At 60.3% G+C, this 19,308-nt stretch carries 15 protein-coding genes and 1 pseudogene; 8 read left to right on the top strand and 8 right to left on the bottom strand.

Annotation, left to right across the window (positions count from 1 at the left end):
* Nucleotides 1–3: 3 nt before the first annotated feature.
* The 3 genes from nrdE to ACTWQD_RS08890 all read left to right on the top strand — a co-directional run bounded on the left by nrdE (nt 4) and on the right by ACTWQD_RS08890 (nt 4,365).
* Nucleotides 4–2,124 (top strand): class 1b ribonucleoside-diphosphate reductase subunit alpha, encoded by a 2,121-nt coding sequence (gene nrdE / locus ACTWQD_RS08900; RefSeq protein ID WP_443195883.1) that lies wholly within the window; start codon nt 4–6, stop codon nt 2,122–2,124.
* 91 nt (nt 2,125–2,215) lie between these two features.
* On the top strand, nt 2,216–3,190 hold the full coding sequence (gene nrdF, locus ACTWQD_RS08895; protein WP_443195786.1) for a class 1b ribonucleoside-diphosphate reductase subunit beta: 975 nt from the start codon (nt 2,216–2,218) through the stop codon (nt 3,188–3,190).
* A 428-nt stretch (nt 3,191–3,618) separates the two neighbouring features.
* The gene (locus ACTWQD_RS08890) at nt 3,619–4,365 is read left to right on the top strand and encodes a toll/interleukin-1 receptor domain-containing protein (protein ID WP_443195785.1); all 747 of its coding nucleotides are present in this window, start codon (nt 3,619–3,621) and stop codon (nt 4,363–4,365) included.
* A gap of 147 nt (nt 4,366–4,512) precedes the next feature.
* On the opposite strand, the gene ACTWQD_RS08885 is transcribed toward ACTWQD_RS08890, so the two are convergent.
* Together ACTWQD_RS08885 and ACTWQD_RS08880 are read right to left on the bottom strand one after the other, a co-directional pair.
* Entirely contained in the window at nt 4,513–5,169 is a 657-nt protein-coding gene (locus ACTWQD_RS08885) for a hypothetical protein (RefSeq protein ID WP_443195784.1), read from the bottom strand.
* 99 nt (nt 5,170–5,268) lie between these two features.
* Nucleotides 5,269–6,171: pseudogene (locus tag ACTWQD_RS08880) on the bottom strand (DUF3387 domain-containing protein); the annotation flags it as partial.
* Nucleotides 6,172–6,980: 809 nt separating this feature from the next.
* Between ACTWQD_RS08880 and ACTWQD_RS08875 the strand changes: the two are divergent.
* Together ACTWQD_RS08875 and ACTWQD_RS08870 are read left to right on the top strand one after the other, a co-directional pair.
* A complete protein-coding gene (locus ACTWQD_RS08875; RefSeq protein WP_443195783.1) occupies nt 6,981–7,655 on the top strand; it encodes an endonuclease/exonuclease/phosphatase family protein in 675 nt (224 codons plus the stop codon).
* A 150-nt stretch (nt 7,656–7,805) separates the two neighbouring features.
* Nucleotides 7,806–9,164: a nucleotide-binding domain-containing protein gene (locus ACTWQD_RS08870; RefSeq protein ID WP_443195782.1), complete on the top strand. Its 1,359-nt coding sequence runs from the start codon at nt 7,806–7,808 to the stop codon at nt 9,162–9,164.
* 218 nt (nt 9,165–9,382) lie between these two features.
* Here ACTWQD_RS08870 and ACTWQD_RS08865 read toward each other — a convergent pair whose 3' ends face one another.
* The 3 genes from ACTWQD_RS08865 to ACTWQD_RS08855 form a co-directional block, all read right to left on the bottom strand.
* Nucleotides 9,383–9,871, bottom strand: coding sequence for a hypothetical protein (locus ACTWQD_RS08865; RefSeq protein WP_443195781.1), 489 nt, complete (start codon nt 9,869–9,871; stop codon nt 9,383–9,385).
* A 129-nt stretch (nt 9,872–10,000) separates the two neighbouring features.
* Complete coding sequence (locus ACTWQD_RS08860; RefSeq protein ID WP_443195780.1) at nt 10,001–10,168, bottom strand: hypothetical protein; 168 nt, start codon at nt 10,166–10,168, stop codon at nt 10,001–10,003.
* 42 nt (nt 10,169–10,210) lie between these two features.
* Nucleotides 10,211–10,786: a KH domain-containing protein gene (locus tag ACTWQD_RS08855; RefSeq protein WP_443195779.1), complete on the bottom strand. Its 576-nt coding sequence runs from the start codon at nt 10,784–10,786 to the stop codon at nt 10,211–10,213.
* 138 nt (nt 10,787–10,924) lie between these two features.
* On the opposite strand from ACTWQD_RS08855, the gene ACTWQD_RS08850 reads away from it, so the two are divergent.
* Both ACTWQD_RS08850 and ACTWQD_RS08845 read left to right on the top strand, forming a co-directional pair.
* The gene (locus ACTWQD_RS08850; protein WP_443195778.1) at nt 10,925–14,947 is read left to right on the top strand and encodes an NB-ARC domain-containing protein; all 4,023 of its coding nucleotides are present in this window, start codon (nt 10,925–10,927) and stop codon (nt 14,945–14,947) included.
* Nucleotides 14,948–15,062: 115 nt separating this feature from the next.
* Nucleotides 15,063–15,272 carry a hypothetical protein gene (locus ACTWQD_RS08845; RefSeq protein ID WP_443195777.1) on the top strand — a complete coding sequence of 70 codons (210 nt, stop codon included), beginning with the start codon at nt 15,063–15,065 and terminating at the stop codon, nt 15,270–15,272.
* A 244-nt stretch (nt 15,273–15,516) separates the two neighbouring features.
* On the opposite strand, the gene ACTWQD_RS08840 is transcribed toward ACTWQD_RS08845, so the two are convergent.
* From ACTWQD_RS08840 to ACTWQD_RS08830, 3 genes are all read right to left on the bottom strand, one after another.
* Nucleotides 15,517–15,972, bottom strand: a complete 456-nt coding sequence (locus ACTWQD_RS08840) for a hypothetical protein (RefSeq protein WP_443195776.1) — start codon at nt 15,970–15,972, stop codon at nt 15,517–15,519.
* A 230-nt stretch (nt 15,973–16,202) separates the two neighbouring features.
* The gene (locus tag ACTWQD_RS08835) at nt 16,203–16,697 is read right to left on the bottom strand and encodes a hypothetical protein (RefSeq protein WP_443195775.1); all 495 of its coding nucleotides are present in this window, start codon (nt 16,695–16,697) and stop codon (nt 16,203–16,205) included.
* A 42-nt stretch (nt 16,698–16,739) separates the two neighbouring features.
* Nucleotides 16,740–17,609, bottom strand: a complete 870-nt coding sequence (locus ACTWQD_RS08830; RefSeq protein ID WP_443195774.1) for a PhzF family phenazine biosynthesis protein — start codon at nt 17,607–17,609, stop codon at nt 16,740–16,742.
* A gap of 266 nt (nt 17,610–17,875) precedes the next feature.
* Here ACTWQD_RS08830 and ACTWQD_RS08825 point away from each other — a divergent pair, with 266 nt between their 5' ends.
* Entirely contained in the window at nt 17,876–19,285 is a 1,410-nt protein-coding gene (locus tag ACTWQD_RS08825; protein WP_443195773.1) for a phenylacetate--CoA ligase family protein, read from the top strand.
* Nucleotides 19,286–19,308 lie beyond the last annotated feature (23 nt).

The following is a 19,308-nucleotide window of genomic DNA, read 5'->3' as shown; positions in this document are numbered from 1 at the left end:
GAGATGCCGGCCGCCTACAAGGGCCTGGGCTACCACGAGCTCAACGCCATGCTGAACCTCTACGGCCCGAACGGCGAGATCCAGTTCGAAGCCGACCGCGAGGCCGCACACCAGTACTTCCTGCAGCACGTGAACAACAACACCGTGTTCTTCCACGACCTCGAGGAAAAGCTCGACTACCTCGTCAAGAACGAGTACTACGAGCGCGAGACTCTCGACCAGTACACGATGAACTTCATCCGCGAGCTGTTCAACCGCGCGTACAAGAAGAAGTTCCGCTTCGAGACGTTCCTGGGCGCGTTCAAGTTCTACACCTCCTACACGCTGAAGACGTTCGACGGAAAGCGCTTCCTGGAGCGCTACGAGGACCGCGTCTGCATGGTGGCCCTGCACCTGGCCCGCGGCGACGAGAAGCTCGCCACCTCGATGGTGGACGAGATCATCGAGGGCCGCTTCCAGCCGGCCACCCCGACGTTCCTGAACGCCGGCAAGAAGCAGCGCGGCGAGCTGGTCTCCTGCTTCCTGCTCCGCATCGAAGACAACATGGAGTCGATCGGCCGCTCCATCAACTCCGCCCTGCAGCTGTCCAAGCGCGGCGGCGGCGTGGCGTTCGCGCTGACAAACATCCGCGAAGTGGGCGCGCCCATCAAGCAGATCGAGAACCAGTCCTCCGGCGTCATCCCCGTGATGAAGCTCCTCGAGGACAGCTTCTCCTACGCCAACCAGCTCGGCGCCCGCCAGGGTGCGGGAGCTGTGTACCTGCACGCGCACCACCCGGACATCTACCGGTTCCTCGACACCAAGCGCGAGAACGCGGACGAGAAGATCCGCATCAAGACCCTTTCGCTCGGCGTCGTGATCCCGGACATCACCTTCGAGCTGGCCAAGAAGGACGAGGACATGTACCTGTTCTCGCCGTACGACGTCGAAAAGGTTTACGGCATGCCGTTCTCCGACGTCTCGGTCACCGAGAAGTACTACGAGATGGTGGATGATTCCCGGATCAAGAAGACCAAGATCAAGGCGCGCGAGTTCTTCCAGACCCTCGCCGAGATCCAGTTTGAATCCGGCTACCCGTACATCATGTTCGAGGACACCGTGAACCGGGAAAACCCGATCGACGGCAAGATCATCATGTCCAACCTGTGCTCCGAGATCCTTCAGGTTTCCCAGCCCACCACGTACCACGATGACCTGTCCTACGACCACACGGGCAAGGACATCTCCTGCAACCTGGGCTCGCTGAACATCGCGAAGACCATGGACTCGCCGGACTTCGGCCTGACCATCGAAACGGCCATCCGGTCCCTCTCGGCCGTGTCGGACATGTCCAACATCACCTCGGTGCCTTCGATCGCCCGCGGCAACGACCAGAGCCATGCGATCGGCCTCGGCCAGATGAACCTGCACGGCTACCTGGCCCGCGAGCGGGTGCACTACGGTTCCGAAGAGGGCCTGGACTTCACCAACATCTACTTCTACTCGGTGGTGTTCCACGCGGTCCGCGCCTCCAACCTGCTGGCCATCCAGACGGGCCAGACGTTCGGCGGCTTCGAGAAGTCCAAGTACGCCTCCGGGGAGTTCTTCGACAAGTACACCGAGCAGGAATGGGTCCCGCAGACCGCAAAGGTCGCGGAGCTCTTCAAGAACATCCACATCCCCACGCAGGATGACTGGCGCGAGCTGAAGGCTTCCGTCATGGAGCACGGCATCTACAACCAGAACCTGCAGGCCGTTCCGCCGACGGGCTCGATCAGCTACATCAACAACTCCACTTCCTCGATCCACCCGGTGGCGTCCAAGATCGAGATCCGCAAGGAAGGCAAGCTGGGCCGCGTGTACTACCCGGCGCCGTACCTGACGAACGACAACCTGGAGTACTACCAGGACGCGTACGAGATCGGCTATGAGAAGGTCATTGACACCTACGCCGCGGCCACGCAGCACGTGGACCAGGGCCTGTCCCTGACGCTGTTCTTCAAGGACACCGCCACCACGCGCGACATCAACAAGGCCCAGATCTACGCCTGGAAGAAGGGCATCAAGACCATCTACTACATCCGTCTCCGCCAGCTCGCGCTGGAAGGGACCGAGGTCGAGGGTTGCGTCTCCTGCATGCTTTAAGCTTCAACTAAGTTGTGCCAGTACGACGGCGGGTGCCCGCCCGCCGTCGTACGCTTTAACCAGAGAACTAACCCAACATTGAGGGGATGACATGACCGAGAAGGTCAAGCTGCTTAGCCACGTCGAGGCGATCAACTGGAACCGTATCCAGGACGACAAGGACGTGGACGTCTGGAACCGCCTGGTCAACAACTTCTGGCTGCCGGAGAAGGTGCCGCTGTCCAACGACGTCCAGTCCTGGAACACCCTGACGCCAGCCGAGCAGCAGCTCACCATGCGCGTGTTCACCGGCCTGACGCTGCTGGACACCATCCAGGGCACCGTCGGCGCCGTGTCGCTGATCCCGGACGCGCTCACCCCGCATGAAGAGGCTGTGTACACGAACATCGCGTTCATGGAGTCCGTGCACGCCAAGAGCTACTCCTCCATCTTCTCCACGCTGGCCTCCACCAAGGAGATCGACGAGGCGTTCCGCTGGTCCACCGAAAACGAGAACCTTCAGAAGAAGGCCCAGATCGTCATGGACTACTACCAGGGCGACGACCCCCTGAAGCGCAAGGTGGCCTCGACGCTGCTGGAGAGCTTCCTGTTCTACTCGGGCTTCTACCTGCCGATGTACTGGTCCTCGCGCGCCAAGCTGACGAACACGGCCGACCTGATCCGCCTGATCATCCGCGACGAGGCCGTGCACGGCTACTACATCGGCTACAAGTTCCAGAAGGGCCTGGAGGGTCTGTCCGAGGAGCGCAAGCAGGAAATCAAGGACTACACCTTCGAACTGCTCTTCGAGCTGTACGAGAACGAGGTCCAGTACACGCACGACCTGTACGACGGCGTCGGTCTGGCCGAGGACGTCAAGAAGTTCCTGCACTACAACGCCAACAAGGCGCTGATGAACCTGGGCTACGAGGCTATGTTCCCGGCCTCCGTCACCGACGTGAACCCGGCGATCCTCTCGGCCCTGTCGCCGAACGCCGACGAGAACCACGACTTCTTCTCGGGGTCGGGTTCGAGCTACGTGATTGGCAAGGCAGTCAACACTGAGGACGACGACTGGGACTTCTAGTCCGCCGCCGCCGCAGCCCTCTCTCTTTTCTCGCGTCGACTTGATTGGCAAGACGTGTAGTCTCGTCGCCCTGTTGGTTGGTAGTTCGACAGTTCAGTTGGATCTTCTTTGGTCGTTCGGATGACGACGAGGAGGCGACGCCTCCCGACGGCGACCTTCGTTCCGCGGATTGTTGTTTGGGAAAGTCGACTCGCCGGCGGTCAGCTCGGAGGTTTCTCACCATCGAGCGCGCAACGGGGGCTGCGACGCCATTTGTAACTAAGTACCCCAGACTGGATGCGCCGGGGCGCAGAGCCAGGCTGTATGGGCGTGGTGGGGGTAACCGCTATTGGAATTTTAGGGGGGCATCATTGGGTCACGAAAGCGAGTTGCGGCGCCTGCGTTCTGAGTCATCCAGGCTCAGAGGTGACGTTGCCAAGGCTTCTGGGGTGGTGGCAGCTCAACGGAAGAAGGCGGCAGACGCGAGCAGTGCGGCCAGCAGGTCGACAAGCAGTTCGACAATCAAAAGCAAGCTTGCCGAAGCGGAGCGTGCGACTAAGGCAGCAAATGACGCCGAGAAGAAGCGTGCGGAGTCCGAGACCAGACTCGCTGGCATTGAAACGAAGGTCTACGCCACTCAACAAAAGTACGAGAAGGAACAACGAGATGCGCAAACTAAGGCCTTCGCCCAGCTGAGACGGGAAAATGATCGGGCTGCCGTTCAATTTCGCACTCCTGCTCGAATTGGATCAGCGATTCCGGCCGGCAAGTCGGTCACCGCAACATCAGACGTGTTTCTTTCACACGCCAGTGAAGATAAGGACGACATCGCACGCCCACTGAAGGACGCTCTTGAAAGCCGTGGAATCTCAGTCTGGTTTGATGAACTAAAGATTAAACTCGGCCAGAGTATCCGTCAGGAGATTGAAGCTGGGATCGCGAACTGCCGGTTCGGTGTGGTCGTTGTGTCGCCGGATTTCTTCAGAAAGCAATGGACGCAGGCGGAGCTCGACGCTCTATTTGGGAGAAAGATGGAGTCCGGAGAGAACCTGATCCTCCCGGTTTGGCATCGAGTGTCCAAGGATGAGGTCGTGGCCCAGTCGCCTCTGCTGGCCGGAATTTTGGCGCTCAATTCGTCACTTACCACCATCGAGGAAATGGCGGAGGAGATCGCGGGAGTCGTTCGTGCTAGCTAAGGCGATTCTTGTGTGGGCTCGTACACGGAGTCGATAACTGGAAGCTGGTTTACGGAACGCGTCGACAGATAACTGCCGGAGCTGAAATGAACAGCTTGGCCGCCCCCCTCGTTCTTCAGCGATGGCTGAGCCAGTGAAGGAATCATATCATTTCCGCCCGCTATTGACAGCTTGGACGATGCCCTTCAGTTGCTGAATGACTTCCTTCATTTGCTGATCTAGGTCCCGGCTAGACGTGGTGGTGAGGTCGTGCATGCGCTTGACCATCGCTACGGGAAATGTTTCTGTATACCGGCGATTTACTCCTGGTACGAGATTGAAGATGCTCCGTCGGTCGTACGAAATGGTGATCTCTTCGTCATCCTTAGGCAGGCCGTCTATTGCTTTTTGGTGTTCCGTTCCCAAGATCCAGCCATTTACTTCCTTCTGCCCAGGACCCCATGTGTGAATAGGCTTGGAATACTTCTTCAGGAGATATTCCTTATATAGTTCCGCGTTACTTCCGGCGGGTGGCTTAGCGCCGACATAGTCCTTGGTAAATGTCACCAAGACGTTTGAAGCAGGCGAAGCTCCGTGATTCGTGATTGCGAGATCAAGCCCGCCTCCCCATTTCGTTAGCTCAAGTTCTGGAGTCAGTACTGGCCGGTTGCGGGCCCGGCTGTCGCCTATGGCGGCCGCAACGGTTGCTACACCGGCGAGGACCAAGAGGGCAGTCGCCAGGGCCGTCAAAGCCGTCCAGCCTGTTGAAGACAGACCTAAAAACATCTCAGTCGCCGGCATAAGCTGGTCGGCTATTGCTACCATTTGGGAATCCTTCTTCTTTTGAGATGATCGGTTCCGCACCTACGACTTCAGGTGCGTGAGATTGGACGCATATGACAGGACAGAATTCGAGGAACGAATTTAGCGCCGTGCCTCGGCAAACCGCGGTGCCATGGATTCCATCTGCTCCATGACCAACTTGATGGCTTCGGGCTGCTTGTCCGGCGGGTAGCCGAAACGGACCAGGAGCCTCTTTACGGAGGATCGCAGCTTGGCCCGAACATCGTCACGCACGGTCCAATCAGTGCGCACGTCCCGCCGCATCACTGAGACCAGTTCGCGGGCGATGTCTGCCAAGACGCCCTCGCCCTGGACTTCGACTGCCGATTCATTCGACGCTACAGCGTCGTAGAAGGCTAGTTCGTCTGTATTCAGTGGGGGAGTGAACTGCGCACCGCGGTTGCCTTCGGCGGCAACCTCCCGGGCCAGTTCCACCAGCTCCGCAATCACTTCAGCGGACGTGAGCTGCTGGTTGGTGTACTTCTTCATCAACTCGGTGATCCGCTCGGAGAACGCCCGCTGGCGGATCACGTTGTTCCGGGTGATCTTCGCCGACTCATCAGCAATGAACTTCCGCAGCGCCTCAATCGCGAGCTGCGGGTTACGCGCCTGCTGCGTCTTCGCGATGAACTCCGGCGTCAGGTCATTCAGCGACGGCTTCGGCATACCGGCAGCCTCGTAAATGTCGAGTACTTCCCCGGAGGACGTCGCGGTAGCGATCAGGGTGCCCAGCAGCCGCTGGATCTCCTCCGGCACTGGTTCCCCGCTGGACTGCCGGTCGGCGGCGTCGAACTTGGCCATGTAGACCCGGGTCTCTTCGTAAACCTGGATCTCCGGCCGTAGCTCCGCTATTGTCTCGGAACCCGAGCAGAGCGCCCACGCCCGGGAGAGCTGGCTGGAGAACCGGCGGTACTTCGAGGCCAGCGTCTCCTCGCCGTCGGCCGGCTGGTTGCCCGGCGTCTCCGGGCTGCGCAGGTAGTTCGCCTCGTCCTGGACATTATCGAGCTAGAAAATTCGCCCTGAGCAAAGCCCTAAACGACGACTGTCTCAAAGCATGCTCAATACGTGGGCTGCAATGGCCGATGTTTACGGCCAAGGCACCACGCCAGCAGAACTCGAAATGAACCGGCTTGATCTCCTGGCCGACTGGGGCCACGCCCTCGTGGGGTTGCCAGGATCCGGATTCCCGGGGGGAACTGTCATGCTTACCCGATACGTGGACGAACGTCGTCGCCTTGACCTCAGCCAGCTTCGGAAAGACAAGACTGACTTCAAGTATGTGGGTCTTGTGCTTGAGTTCGTGAGACTTCAGGAGCAACTCGTGTGGCCACTAACGTCGGTCGCTAGGCCTGCTCAGCAACAGGCAGGGAGTCCGGCCGCCGGGGCAACGAAAGCGCCTGCTTCCGGCACTGCTCGAAACCAATGCACGCGGAATTCCGTATACGAAGACGATCGACTGCCTTGCTTGCCAACGAGCGGGAGGCGATGGATTGAGCCTTCAGCCAACCTCGTGTATGAGCTCTACGGAAACTGGAGGGAAGACTGGCGTAACACGCTGCAGTAACTGTCGCTACCCTCCCACAGAAGCTGGGTGGCCGAGGGTCTTCCCGCCGGTGCGTTCCAGCAGGCCCCGCACTCCATGACATGCGGGGCTGGCTGCGCCAGGAATTGCAGGCAACGGTCGGCTCCGACACTGGGAGACCGGGAGGACTGCCATGCGCCTGCCAGAACTCAGCCAGCAAGTGTCGCCGGTATGATGCCATCAGCACTTTCGCCGAGCGCAAAGGAACCCAGTGCGAATCGTCTCGTGGAACTGTTCTATGGCGTACTACAAGAAACGCCACCTGATCGAGGCGCTGCGGCCCGACGTCGTCATTCTCCAAGAGGTCGCCAAGAAAGACATTTCCGCGGCTGAACAACCCTTCGCGGCATGGACGGGCAGCAATCTGAACAAAGGTCTCGGAGTTATTGGTTTCACCAACGCTCGCTACAAAATTTCAGAACACGCGGATCCCAACTTGCCGTGGCATCTTCCCTTCTCGATGGATGGCCTCAACGTCATTGCTCTTTGGGCGCATCAGTTGGATCGCGAGCTCAGGTATGTTCGCGTTACCCATGAAGTAGTGGACCGCCACGCTGGATTCCTTACCGGCAGCGACGCCTTGCTCATCGGGGACTTCAACAGCAACACAGTCTGGGACAGGGCGCATCCGGGCAGGAACCACAGCATGCTGGTCGAGAAACTTGCTGGGCTTGGGCTCAGTAGCGTGTACCACCGCGACGAGGTGGACGGCCAGGGGGCGGAGCCGACGAAAACGTACTTTCACACCCGGAACCTCCGATTTGGGCATCACATCGACTACGCATTCCTGAGCGACGGCATCCCGGCCGATCTTCGCGTAGGGGATTCCGAAGACTGGCTGCCGCATAGCGACCACATGCCGCTGATCTTGGACATCGCCCAGTAGCACGAAGTTTTGAGGCGCCGAAGCCCACTCAGCAACCTTCATGCGCGGTGCCCCGAAATGCCGCGGCAAGTGGGGACTTCCCGCGAGCCTTGTCCGGACTGATCTTCGGGTCATTCCTGCGCGTGGAGAGAAGGACCATCTTGCCTGTACATGGGGAGACGGGACCAGGCCAAGGCCTCGGCGCTCTCTAACGAAGCGCGCAAACTCAGACTTGCCCACCTCGATGCACGCGTTGGAAGCATCAATGAGGCGCTCAAAGGGTCATCGGATATGGATGGCAGGCTTTTGGACACGGTTCCCCAGGGATCGTGGGCGCATAGGACCATAATTCGTCCGCCGGACAACATCGAGTTCGATGCTGACTTTCTCGTGCAACTGGCTGAGGACACGGACGGGAACGATAACCCGCGCAGCTATGCAAATGCTGTCTGGTCAGCCATCTCCAGCCACAGTATTTATGGGCCAATGGCCACCAAGAAGAACCGCTGTGTCCGGGTCAGCTACGCGAATGACTGGCACATTGACATTGTCACTTACGTGGTTCTTGCTTCGGGGCGACAGGCCATTGTCAACCGTAAATCTAATGAGTTCGAGGACGCCAACCCCGTCGGGTTCACCGAGTGGATCCAGGAGAAGGACGATCTGACCAACGGCAACCTTCGCAAAGTCCTTCGTCTGCTTAAGTACCTCCGCGACCATCAAGAAGCATTCAGCATCAAGTCGGTGCTCTTGACGACGATAGTGGGTAACCTCGTTGACGCATGGCGCGTATATGGGACGGACAAGTACAAGGATGTCCCCTCCACCCTTGTTAACCTGGTAGAGGACCTCGACCGCTGGCTCCAGTCCCAGTGGTCCAAGCCTTCGATTGCTGATCCCAGTTGCCCGGCGACTACCTTTGACCACCGGTGGACCGAATCCCAGTTCGAAGCGTTTCGGACTAAGATTCATAATCTTGTGCCGCGCATCCGAGAAGCCTATGACGCCTCAACGGTCTCTGAAAGTGTCTCCGGTTGGCGAGCAGTATTTGGCCCGGCGTTCCCGGACTCGCTCTTAGGGCTTGTAGCTTCCAGCACGGCTACTGTCCTCACCAAAAACGAACCCCGCATCGATCGTGCTCCCAACGAACAGTTCATCGAGGATATGTTCCCGGTCAACGAGTCGTACCGCCTCTCGATGGTTTGCGAGGTGTCACCGCCGCAACAGTTGAACCGGGCGGCGCGCCGGGCACTCAGAGCCACGGGCGGGCGTGTGCCGAAAGAGCACTCACTCCGCTTCAAGATTACGGAAACGACAGTTCCGGGTCCCTATCACGTGTTCTGGAAGGTGCGAAACCACGGCGCGGAAGCTACGGCACGAGGGTCCTTGCGGGGCGAAATCACGAAAGACGCCGGACAACAGGAACGGACTGAGAGCACGCTGTACGCCGGTAACCACTATGTCGATTGCTACATAGTTAAGGATGGCGTCTGCGTGGCCAGGACACGTGAGCCCGTGCTGATCGCTTAATCCGTCGGCTGGCCCGGGTGGCGCATAAGCCACTGCACGGCCAGCCAGGAGCATGGCAGCCCTTCCAAAGCGGATTTTTACATCCAAGTGCTGCAGGGCTCACGCAAAAGTATTGCGGTAGTTGTTCTATAGCGGCCTAGGCCGTCCCGTCCGGGGGATCGGCTTCTATCGTCTGCTCCCACGGAATTGGAGCGAACCCGTTTAGTTTGAGCCGGGAACTAGGAAAAAAATCTTTGTATGGGGGACATCCTCTGAAGCTCGTACTCTGAAGCACCGCGGTCGATGGCTTGCTGTCGTGCATCTACGAGGTGCTTTACGCTGCCGAGCCAAAGTGACACTTGTGTAGCGGTGAAATTACCTGGGACGGGAAAGCACAGGGAGGGGCCGAACTCAGCGAATCGAAGGCTCTGCCGCTGGTATGCAATGTCGGCATTGGAGAGCGGGTCCACACGAAGACGGAAGTCCTGTTTTACGCCAAGTTTGTCTATCCACCGAACGTCAACCGCCTGAACTTGGCCGTCATCCGCGATGATTCCGTTTACACCTGACACAGCATCCAGTATCGGCTTCACGATGTTATCGATGTTTGCGACTCGACTTGTCGCATACCGGACCCATGAATCAACGTACCAATCAATTTCAACCTTGACATCGCATAGCCTCACGATGTCCGTGGCCTCCACTACGGCAGCCGCTAATTCCTTCATGTAGGCCTGCTTTCGTGCCGGATTGGCTTGATCTCATCTAGAGGGGACGCACCTTCTTTCCTATGAATAGCGCCCCGTCCGGGGCCGCCATTAGTGGCTATCCGGACGAGGCGATTTCCTACTTCCGAGTCACTTCTTCGTTGTACGCATGCTGAAGGTGTTGTTGGAATGCTTCACCTTTTCGTAGCCGCCGAACGCGTTGGCTGAGCCAGTCTTCTGCTGGAGGCGCGCCGGAGAAACCGTGCGGGGTACGGCTCCCGTTTTTGCTGCGCCATTGGAATTCTTGCTGGTCATCATGATCACCTCCTTACGTTTTTCGTAGGATTACGCACGAGCACTTCAGGCTGCTCGATAGCCGCTGGGGCCCGCGCCATGGGCGCGATCGATGACTCTGAAGATCATCTGTTTGGCCTTCTCAACGGACGCAGCACAGCCGGCCGAAACTGTCACCATCCCAGTCCTGCCGATACTTATCCGAGCGTTCGTGGCGGCCTCGATCTGGCGAATGCTGGAGCCCCCAGGCCCGATGACGATTCCAGTTTGACCAGCCGGGATCTGAAACGTCTGGACTAGGTCAGCCCACGCCGTCGTCTTCACTGTCGCTTTGTTTGCTGTAATCCAGTGTTCTGCTACTACCCAGACCTTCAGGATCCGTCCATCAATCTGGGCTTCGAGGCGCACGCTCTCATTATCCCGACCCGGGATCTGTCGACTGGGCTTGGCAAGAACCTCTTCGATGTGGTGCTGCTGCACCTGGCGTTCGAGCATCCGCTCCCTTGCATGATTCGTGTAAACAGGCGGTACAGCAAATCGGGGCCGGGATGACCGTTGGCTTCTCAGGTAAGTGAATATCCAAAGAGAAAAAGCAGCGAGAACAGCCGCCCCGATAAGTAGCGCCGCAATGGTTGTGTTCATGTCCTGCGTTCCTTCCGTTCCAGATGCGTCAGTTGACGCTGGTTCCACGATCGAACGAGGCACCGCTAGGCATCAACCGCCCGTATGCCTAGCGATGCCTTGGCGCAGATTAAGTGCGACAGGTGAGAAAATCCAGTCATGGGAAACGCGGAGCTGCGTGTAAACGGCACACTCACACAAGCAATCAAAGACGTTTTGGGATACTCTCCGAACACAGCGGAGCCTGTGGTGGTTCTCGCAGCCTATCTCCATAGTTTGGTAGCTAGATACGGCCTGACGGACAGTCAACACCTCGACCCCAATGCGTTCGAGCGCCCCGAATTGCCCTTCGCAGCGCGACAATTTGTCGACAGCTTTGTCGATTCTGCCAACACCGAATCGCTGAGAAATTCGCTTTATATGGCTTCCGTGGACCTCGCTGATGACGGAATGGTGCGTAGCGCTCTCAATAAGAACCGCGCCCTGAGCGAGCGTGAGGTCCTTCTCTTGGCTCAGGTGGCCTGGAATCTGGAACACAACGACCAACGCCCTTTGCTGCCGTTGCTTCCGGATGAAATCCTCAAGGATGGGAAGAAGGTCAAGGCGGACATTTTCGCCCCCGGCATCGGCAAGGACTTTGCGACTATGCATTGGACCGATCGCGGAAACCAAGCAGGAGTTCAAGGAAAATCTGCTGGCGACACTTTCCGGAGGCAGACGGCTAGGCTCGCCGTACTAGCCGCCCAGTGGTTCCTCGACTCCCATACGAAGTCAGCGCCAACGGTTGGCGAAGCGAAAATGCTGAACGGCGACAAGCCAGGACGCAGAAGGATTGTTTGGCCATCGACAACTGCTGACCAGGTGGATGATGTCGGCCTCCCCATCTCTGCGGTCCACGTACCAACTGACGCGTTACCGCAACAATCAAAAGGATCGCCAACCGATCAGATACTTGTTGGGAACTTTGCGGAGGTGGGGGGCCACTATCAGCCTCGTGCATTCGAGAACGAGATTGACCGACTTTGGGGGGACAACGGCGATCGGCGTGTGTGGTTGCGTGGCGGGCCTGGTTTGGGGAAATCCTACGCGGCGCGCAAGATCATGCAGGAAGCGCTCGGGAGTTTAGGCGACGAGCGTCACAACCTGCTGATTTGGGTGGAGTCCGCCGATGCCGTGGCCGTAACCCGGGAATTGGCACGGGCAGCGGAACGACTTGATGGTGGCCCCAAAAACTCCGTCGCAGCAAACGCCGGGGATCGCGAAGACCAGCTTGCGCGCGGACTGCTCGATCATCTGAGAACGGCCGACATGCGCTGGCTGATCGTCTTCGACGACGCGAACGCCGCAGAGCTAATTGAGCGCAAATTGGTCCCACCGGGGACGAATCCGAGGGGACGGGTTCTCATCACAACATTGAGCGCCTCCCATCTGATCAGCGGCTCTGGCCATCAGGTCGAAGCGGAGCTGTTCTCTCCGGGCGAGGCTGAAGAATTTCTCAATACCCGCCTGCCCGAGACGTCCGCGCATGACAGGGCCGGGTTGTCCGACACAGTGAGGCACCACCCGTTGGCGCTGTCCATTGCGGCTTCCACAATTGCCGCCAACAGGATGACTGTCTCTGACTGGGTCAAAGAGTTCCATGAGTCCCCGCGAATGGATGAAGCGGCCGATTATTCTGATGCTGGAGGCTATCCAACGCTTATAGGCGCTACGTGGAAGGTCGCACTAGACAAAGCCGCTCGAGGCATGCCGAACGGTGTGGTGGAACGGACAGCAATGGTCGCGGCCCTGCAGGATCCAGATGGACACCCCACGTGGCTCTGGCAGCGGGATAGTGTCTGCGAGTGGGTTGCAGGTGAGGCAGATCTGCCGGCAACCAGGACGAGAATGCATCCCGGGGTCAAACGCCTCGTTGACTACGGAATCATCCAGCTCACAGGAAGCTGGCAGGTTGGCCGCCTCGCGATTCATCAATTGGCAGCTCGCGCCATCCGTGAGGCCTCAGCCCCCGAGGAACTCGCCCTAGCTGGCGCCGTTCTGGCCGAGCAGTGGCTGCGTGAGCTCACGTCGAATCCAGCCAACGCACAGCACCAGATCATTCGGGCGGCCGTAGGACCCATCGCGGCCTTACCCAAGCTGAACGCTTTGACGCGAAGCACGGCAACCGCGCTTGTGGGGTTCTCCGCGCCATCGACGGACCAAACAAGTATCGAGTGGGATCTGTGGGAACTGGAACTACTGGAACCGCACCTAGTCCGTGGCGGTGCTGTCGGGCGTGCTGATCTGGCGGAGCGCTTAGCGAACATTGGATGCGCTCAACGAGAACTGGGACGACACTCGGAAGCGCACAAGAATCTCGATGCCGCTTCCTCGATATACCGCGACCTTGCGGCACTCCCGGATCTCAACGACAATTTGCGGGCAGAATACCTCGTCTCCCTGGCAGACATCGATGCAGAAATGGATCAGGCCGAACTGTCTCTAGAACGTCGTAGAAAGGCTGCAGAACTGCTAAAACGATGGGCCGCACGAAGGTCGACGAGCGACGCCCCGATTTCGGACAGGTTGGCACTGGCCGAGATTTATCAGAAGCTGTCGGACGATAACGAATCCCGGGCGGCGCTCGATAGCGCTCTGTCACTCTGGGAGAGCCGACCGCCCGCCGACGCAGTTGAAGATCGTGATGCGGCTGAGGAGGCATCAACGCTCGCAAAGCTTGGGCAGCAGCTGGCAATAGCAGGACGACTCACCGAGGCGAAGAGTTATTTGCTTCAGGCAGCCCGCCTCAACGAAAAGACGGAACGTGGCCGCTTGGTCCGACTCGAGCGTATCCACACAAGGTTGGCGTACGTGTGCTCCCAGTTGGGCGAGTGGCGGGAAGCTGAAAAGTGGTTCGAGCGAACGGAATGCGACCCTCTTCTCCTTGCCAGCGTTCAGTTGCACCAGGGGCGAGTAAGAGAGGCACGAGCAAACGTCGATACTTCAGCGTCGAGATACTCCGCCCGCTCAAATCAGAACCCCGATCGCGATGATCGGGAGGTTGACTCGGAGATTCGCGAATTGATTAAGGACTCACTCGCGCTGCCGCTCGCTAGGCTGGCTCAAACGGCGATGAAGCACGAGCGGTGGGAGGATGCAGCGGGTTTGGCAGAAGGAAGCCTGGAAATCACTCGAGCCAAGTCTGACGCGTCCCCCGGGGAAGATCCCATCGAACTCTCCAACGCCTACCGCCACGCCGGATATACCTCGTTAAGAGCTGGCCGCTTTCAGGTGGCTGCCAAGCACTTCGCGAATGGGGCTAACATCGCGGAATTGCTTTGGCAGATGTCTCCCGCAGACCACAAGAGACGGTTGGAGTACGGGCAATCACTCTATTGGGTGGCTTCCTCTCACGCGAGGGCCGGCCAACCGGATGCTGCGGTGAGGCCCGCGCGAAGAGCCGTCGAAGTCCTTGAAGGGCTCGAAGGAGTGGATGATGAAGCACGGTTCTGGTTGAGCGCAGCTACTTCAGTTCTCGGGCCGGCCCTCCTCCAGAAGGGCGATGCGGACGAAGCCGTCGTGTCTTTGACACAAAGAGTGCAATCCTGCCAGGCGTCACTTGCTGAGACTCCCGATGACCACGATTCAATGAGAACGCTCGGCGATGCCCTTCAAGAATTGTGGACGACTCTTTTCGCCGCAGGCCGATGGCAGGATTCCATTCAACCTCTAATGGACACCATCGCGATCTATCGCACCATGTCGAGTGGAGCCAGGGACCAACGCAGGAGCATGGCAGATGTTTTTTTCATGCTTGCCTACGCCCACAACCAGCTACTGGAGCATTCCGAAGCCGCTATCGCCGCCGAACAGTCAGCCAACGTTTGGCAAGCACTAGTTGACGGCGACCCCAGCGACAACGAACTCCAAGTCTCGCTCGCACACGCGCTTGGTCTCCTCGGAGAATCGTTAAGCGCACTCGACCGTCGTAATGAGGCCGTGCAGGCAATTACCCGAGCTGTTGGCCATCTCCAGTTGCCTGCTGAGCTAAACCCAGATGACCACATGCAACATCTCACACATCTTCTCGATCGTCTCGGAACTTACCTTCGCGACCTAGAACTCTCCGTCGAGGCAGAGGAAACACAGGCACGTCTGGACGATCTTCGACGGCGGTTCCCGAAATCTGCCGAGGACACGTGAGTGCCAGCCGAACCGCCTGGCCAACAAAATTGCAGGTAGCGTCCCTGGCAGTGGTGTGGATTCCCGGGCTTGATGTGTCGCTCCGGCGATGTGAAAAGCCATCGTGCGAAGGTCGGTGAGAACGACTAAGAACTCACAGAAGGACACTTACGCACGATGGCCCTTAACCTCGATCGGGACCAACGAGACGAACACCGAGGCGCAGCCCGGCGAGATCCGGCTGGAAGAGGAAGCCAGCCGCCGTCTGGCCAGTGACCGGCGCATGCCGTTCGACGACCTGGTAGCCGAACTCCGCCTCGAGTCCGATGCAAAAAGGACCAACTAGCTTGACCACGGGACGATGCCGGGCTCATGCCGCCGCGTGAGCGCAGGGGAGGGGAATGGTCCTCGGGACCAGGTAGCCTGCCGATCTACAGTCCGCATTCAAAAACAACGACCCCTCACGCGTGAGCGTGCGGGATCGTTTCTTTTGATTATCCGGATCTTTATCCTGTCGACTGTGTGGGGATTGTTGGCAGGACAGCGGTGACAGTCCCTGGCGAAGGAACTGATGGTCGGCTCGAAGCCGATCAACGCGCCCGTACGAGCCTGATTGCCTGCACGAGGATGCCCAAGTAGACAAATAGCGCGAAAAAGTTTGGCCGCATTCCCTCCACATTCAGGGCGTCCAGGAAGTTGATGAGTGCAAGTGCAAGTCCGATGCCGGACAGGGCAAGCGCCGCAATAGGGGGAGCCGGGGCTTTGCTGCGTCGTGCTGCGATGTTCCAAATCCCGCCTCCGAGCAGGGCGAGAATGAAAAGGACATTGAGGGCGTCGAATATGACGACTTCGGCCCTCTCGCTCTCGCTGAGGGTGCCAATGAGCGAGCCGTATTGCATGTACAACCAGACCATGCCAAACGCGGCAAGCGCACCCACTACAAGGAGACCGATTCCGATGCTGGTCCGTCCCTTACGGGAGCGCTTGGCTTCTTCAGTCTCCCCTGCGATGGCTGCGTAGGCCGGGTGTGGATATTCAATGCTCATGTGAGTTCCCCCTCGAGAGTGCAGGGAGTACCCAATGCCCCCCAGCTGGGAACAACGTAGCAGGCCAGGGACCTCTTGGGCCCAAGGTCACTGTGAACAATGGAAATGGTTCCGTATTCATTTTGTGGAATGGTCCAAATAGATCGGAATCTCACAATTCCTTTCCCTCTGCCGGTCATTACCGGCGGCCCGGTCGATCGGGTCTTGTCCTGAAGGGACAGGCTGGGCAGTCAGTTGTCAGTGTGGGATCCGGAACCGGGCCGGAGGTAGTCCCGCAGCAATGGGAATTCCGTGCGCACGTGGGCATCCAGGTCCGCGGTGAACCGGGGCGAGAAGTACAGCCGCAGCAGCGGGTCCAGCAACCGGCCCATCCCGGACCACCCGGCGGTGATTGTGTGGTGCACCGACACCCCGCCAGGTACCGGGGTGAACTCCAAAGCCAGGCGTGCCGGGAGAGGCACCACCTTGCGGAAGCGCCACACGAGCCTGCGGCCCGGCTCGACCGCCTCCACCACTCCTCGCAGGCGCAACCGGCGCCGGCCGACGAACTCGTCCATCACCACCACAGCACCCACCCCGCCGGTGGAACGCCCCAGCACGTGGAGCTGCAGGTGGGTACCCGGCCACCAGTTCTGGTACTGCTTATCGGTGCAGGCCATCATTAAGTCCGTGACGTCACGACCCGTCAATCCCGCGACATCGACCCTCGATTCGATCACCCGCATCGGTGCCCCTTCCGCCGTCGTGCGGCCTCGCCCTGAACCTGATCAGCTGTCGGCCGGAGGGATCCGGACGGCCGTGCCGCTGACCACTATTCCACCGGCAACGGGAATGTCCACCGTGAGTAGACCCGGCCGGCCGACGTGCCGCCCCTGGTGGATCAGGACCCTCGATGGAGGCTCGACCAAACCCAGGATGCGCAGGTAGGCGCCTACTGCAGCAGCGGCGGCCCCTGTTGCAGGGTCCTCCGTGATTGCGCCGACCGGGAACAGATTCCGGGCTTCGAATTCGCCATCCGCGGTCCGGTGCAGGACGGTCACCGTTGCCGCCCAGCCCTGATGGTGCATGAGGCGGCGCACCGCCTCCGGGTCGAAGCCAAAGGAATCGAAAAGGGCAGGGTCGGCGAGGACCAGCACCGGATGCCAGTTTCCCGAATATGCGATCCGCGGCGGATAGGCCGGATCGAGGTCGCCCTGCCCGACGCCGAGCAGTCCGAGGAGTTCAGCCAGGACGGCGTCGTCGAATTCGGCCAGTTGCGGCTCGACGGCGGTAAACGATGCGGTGATGTCGGCGTCGTGGCCAGCTGTCTCGATGACGACCGGGCCCACAGGGGTGTCGAAGGTGAAGGATCCGGCCCCGTCGCGAACGCTCAGCGCTACAGCCAGCGCAATCGTTGCGTGGCCACAGAATGGCACCTCGGCGATCGGCGAGAAGTACCGGACACGGCTCCGCCGCGGGTCGCCGTCGACGCCCTGATCCGTCACAAACGCCGTCTCGGCATATCCGACGGCGGCCGCCACCGCCAGCATCCCGGCCTCATCCAGGTGGCCGGCGTCCAGGACCAGCCCGGCAGGATTGCCGCCGTCTGGCGTCGTGGAAAAAGCTGCATAACGGAGGACCTCGGGGGAGTTATCCATACCGCGATCCTCCCATGCCTGGTCACAGAATCAGCGGCTCGCGAGCTGCTGATTGCGGCGCAACCACGGCCGCCGCAGTCGTGCTGCCCGCACCGCAGCCCCCGCGGGTCCGGTCACCGCGTAGTTCGCCGAGATCGTAGCTGGATGATCTGGCGGGCATGGCTGGGTGGCCTTGACGAAATAGGCACGCCAAGGAGGTGGTGACCACAGGCCGCACCTGACCAATGACCCTGTGCCGGATCCGGGACCGGTCCTATGGTCGATGCATGAAACTACGGCGGCGGACGCGGACTGGCGACCGGGGGCCCAGCGCGGCCTGGGTGTGGTGGGACGCCGTCCGGGCCCGCCGGAAGGGTCCTGAGGAGATCAGGCGCCGGCAGAAGGCGCGCCTGGCCGAGCTCGTCGCCTACGCCCGGACCCACTCGGCCTACTACCGCGAGCTCTACCGCGGGCTGCCCGAGCGCATCGAGGACGTCTCCCTACTGCCGGTGACGAACAAGAAGGAGCTGATGGCCCACTTTGACGACGTCGCCACGGACCCGGCAGTGACCCTGGCCCGGGTCCAAGAGTTCGTAGCGGACCCGGAGCGGATCGGGCGCCGGTTTGCCGGGAAGTACCTGGTGGCCACCACCGCCGGTACAACCGGCACCCGGGGCATCTTCGTGCTCGATGACCGTTACTGGGCCGTGACCTCCGGCCTGATGGGGATCCTGGGCGCCAAATGGTTGTCCTGGCGGGACATAGTCCGCATGATCCGCCGCGGGACGCGGTTTGCCGGGGTGGTTGCCACCGGCGGGCACTTCCTGTCCATTGCCGCCAGCACCCGGGAGAAACAGGAGAAGCCGCGCCGGCACCGCAGCCTGGGAGTGTTTTCGGTCCACACGCCCCTGCCCCGGCTGGTGGCGCAGCTGAACAGTTTCGGCCCGGCCGTGCTCGGCGGGTACGCCAGCGTCTTGCGGATGCTGGGCACCGAACAACAGGCCGGCCGGCTGCGGGTGCACCCCGTCCTGGTGCTCAGTACGGCCGAGGGGTTGCCGCCGGATGAACGGGACCGCCTGGAAGCGGCCTTCGGTGCTGTGGTGCGGGAGGTCTATGGCTGCACCGAATCCGGTTACACCGCCTACGGCTGCGGCGAGGGCTGGTTGCACCTGCTCCAGGACTGGGTGATTGTCGAGCCGGTCGACGCCGGCTACCGGCCCGTGCCGCCGGGGACCGTTTCCCACACGGTCTTGTTCACGAACCTTGCCAACCGCGTCCAGCCCATCATCCGGTACGACGTCGGCGACCGCGTCCTGGTCAGGCCCGATTCCTGCCCCTGCGGGGATCCCGCCCCGGCGATCCGGGTGCAGGGACGGGCCTCGGACGTGCTCACTTTCCCGGCCGCGGACCGCGGCGGCGAGGTGACGGTGCCGCCCCTGGCCCTCGGAACCATCGTCGACCGGACCCCGGGGGTGGTGCTGTTCCAAGTCGTCCAGACCGCACCCGCCAGCCTGTCGGTGAGGCTGCGCCCGGACCCGGACGCAGACGCCGAACAGGTCCGGAGAACGGTACTGGAGGGCCTCACCAAACTGCTCGCCGGCCTCGGCTTGGCCCATGTCACGGTGGAAGCCGCTGCGGAGCCTCCGGAGCAGACCACCGGAGGTAAATACCGCACCGTGATCCCGTTGTATGCCTGAGCCCCTCGACCCGCCGCCGTCCC

It is taken from the genome of Pseudarthrobacter sp. 1C304, assembly GCF_052245515.1.
GTDB lineage: Bacteria > Actinomycetota > Actinomycetes > Actinomycetales > Micrococcaceae > Arthrobacter.
Note: the sequence above shows the minus strand (reverse complement) of the source record. Positions and strands in the feature narration are given on the sequence as shown.

Bases quoted from the DNA above. Each gene is read 5' to 3' on its own strand.
- nrdE (WP_443195883.1), top strand. From the start codon at position 4: ATGCCGGCCGCCTACAAGGGCCTGGGCTACCACGAGCTCAACGCCATG.
- nrdF (WP_443195786.1), top strand. From the start codon at position 2,216: ATGACCGAGAAGGTCAAGCTGCTTAGCCACGTCGAGGCGATCAACTGG.
- ACTWQD_RS08885 (WP_443195784.1), bottom strand. From the start codon at position 5,169: ATGGTAGCAATAGCCGACCAGCTTATGCCGGCGACTGAGATGTTTTTA.
- ACTWQD_RS08870 (WP_443195782.1), top strand. From the start codon at position 7,806: ATGGGGAGACGGGACCAGGCCAAGGCCTCGGCGCTCTCTAACGAAGCG.
- ACTWQD_RS08865 (WP_443195781.1), bottom strand. From the start codon at position 9,871: ATGAAGGAATTAGCGGCTGCCGTAGTGGAGGCCACGGACATCGTGAGG.
- ACTWQD_RS08860 (WP_443195780.1), bottom strand. From the start codon at position 10,168: ATGATGACCAGCAAGAATTCCAATGGCGCAGCAAAAACGGGAGCCGTA.
- ACTWQD_RS08855 (WP_443195779.1), bottom strand. From the start codon at position 10,786: ATGAACACAACCATTGCGGCGCTACTTATCGGGGCGGCTGTTCTCGCT.
- ACTWQD_RS08850 (WP_443195778.1), top strand. From the start codon at position 10,925: ATGGGAAACGCGGAGCTGCGTGTAAACGGCACACTCACACAAGCAATC.
- ACTWQD_RS08840 (WP_443195776.1), bottom strand. From the start codon at position 15,972: ATGAGCATTGAATATCCACACCCGGCCTACGCAGCCATCGCAGGGGAG.
- ACTWQD_RS08835 (WP_443195775.1), bottom strand. From the start codon at position 16,697: ATGCGGGTGATCGAATCGAGGGTCGATGTCGCGGGATTGACGGGTCGT.
- ACTWQD_RS08830 (WP_443195774.1), bottom strand. From the start codon at position 17,609: ATGGATAACTCCCCCGAGGTCCTCCGTTATGCAGCTTTTTCCACGACG.
- ACTWQD_RS08825 (WP_443195773.1), top strand. From the start codon at position 17,876: ATGAAACTACGGCGGCGGACGCGGACTGGCGACCGGGGGCCCAGCGCG.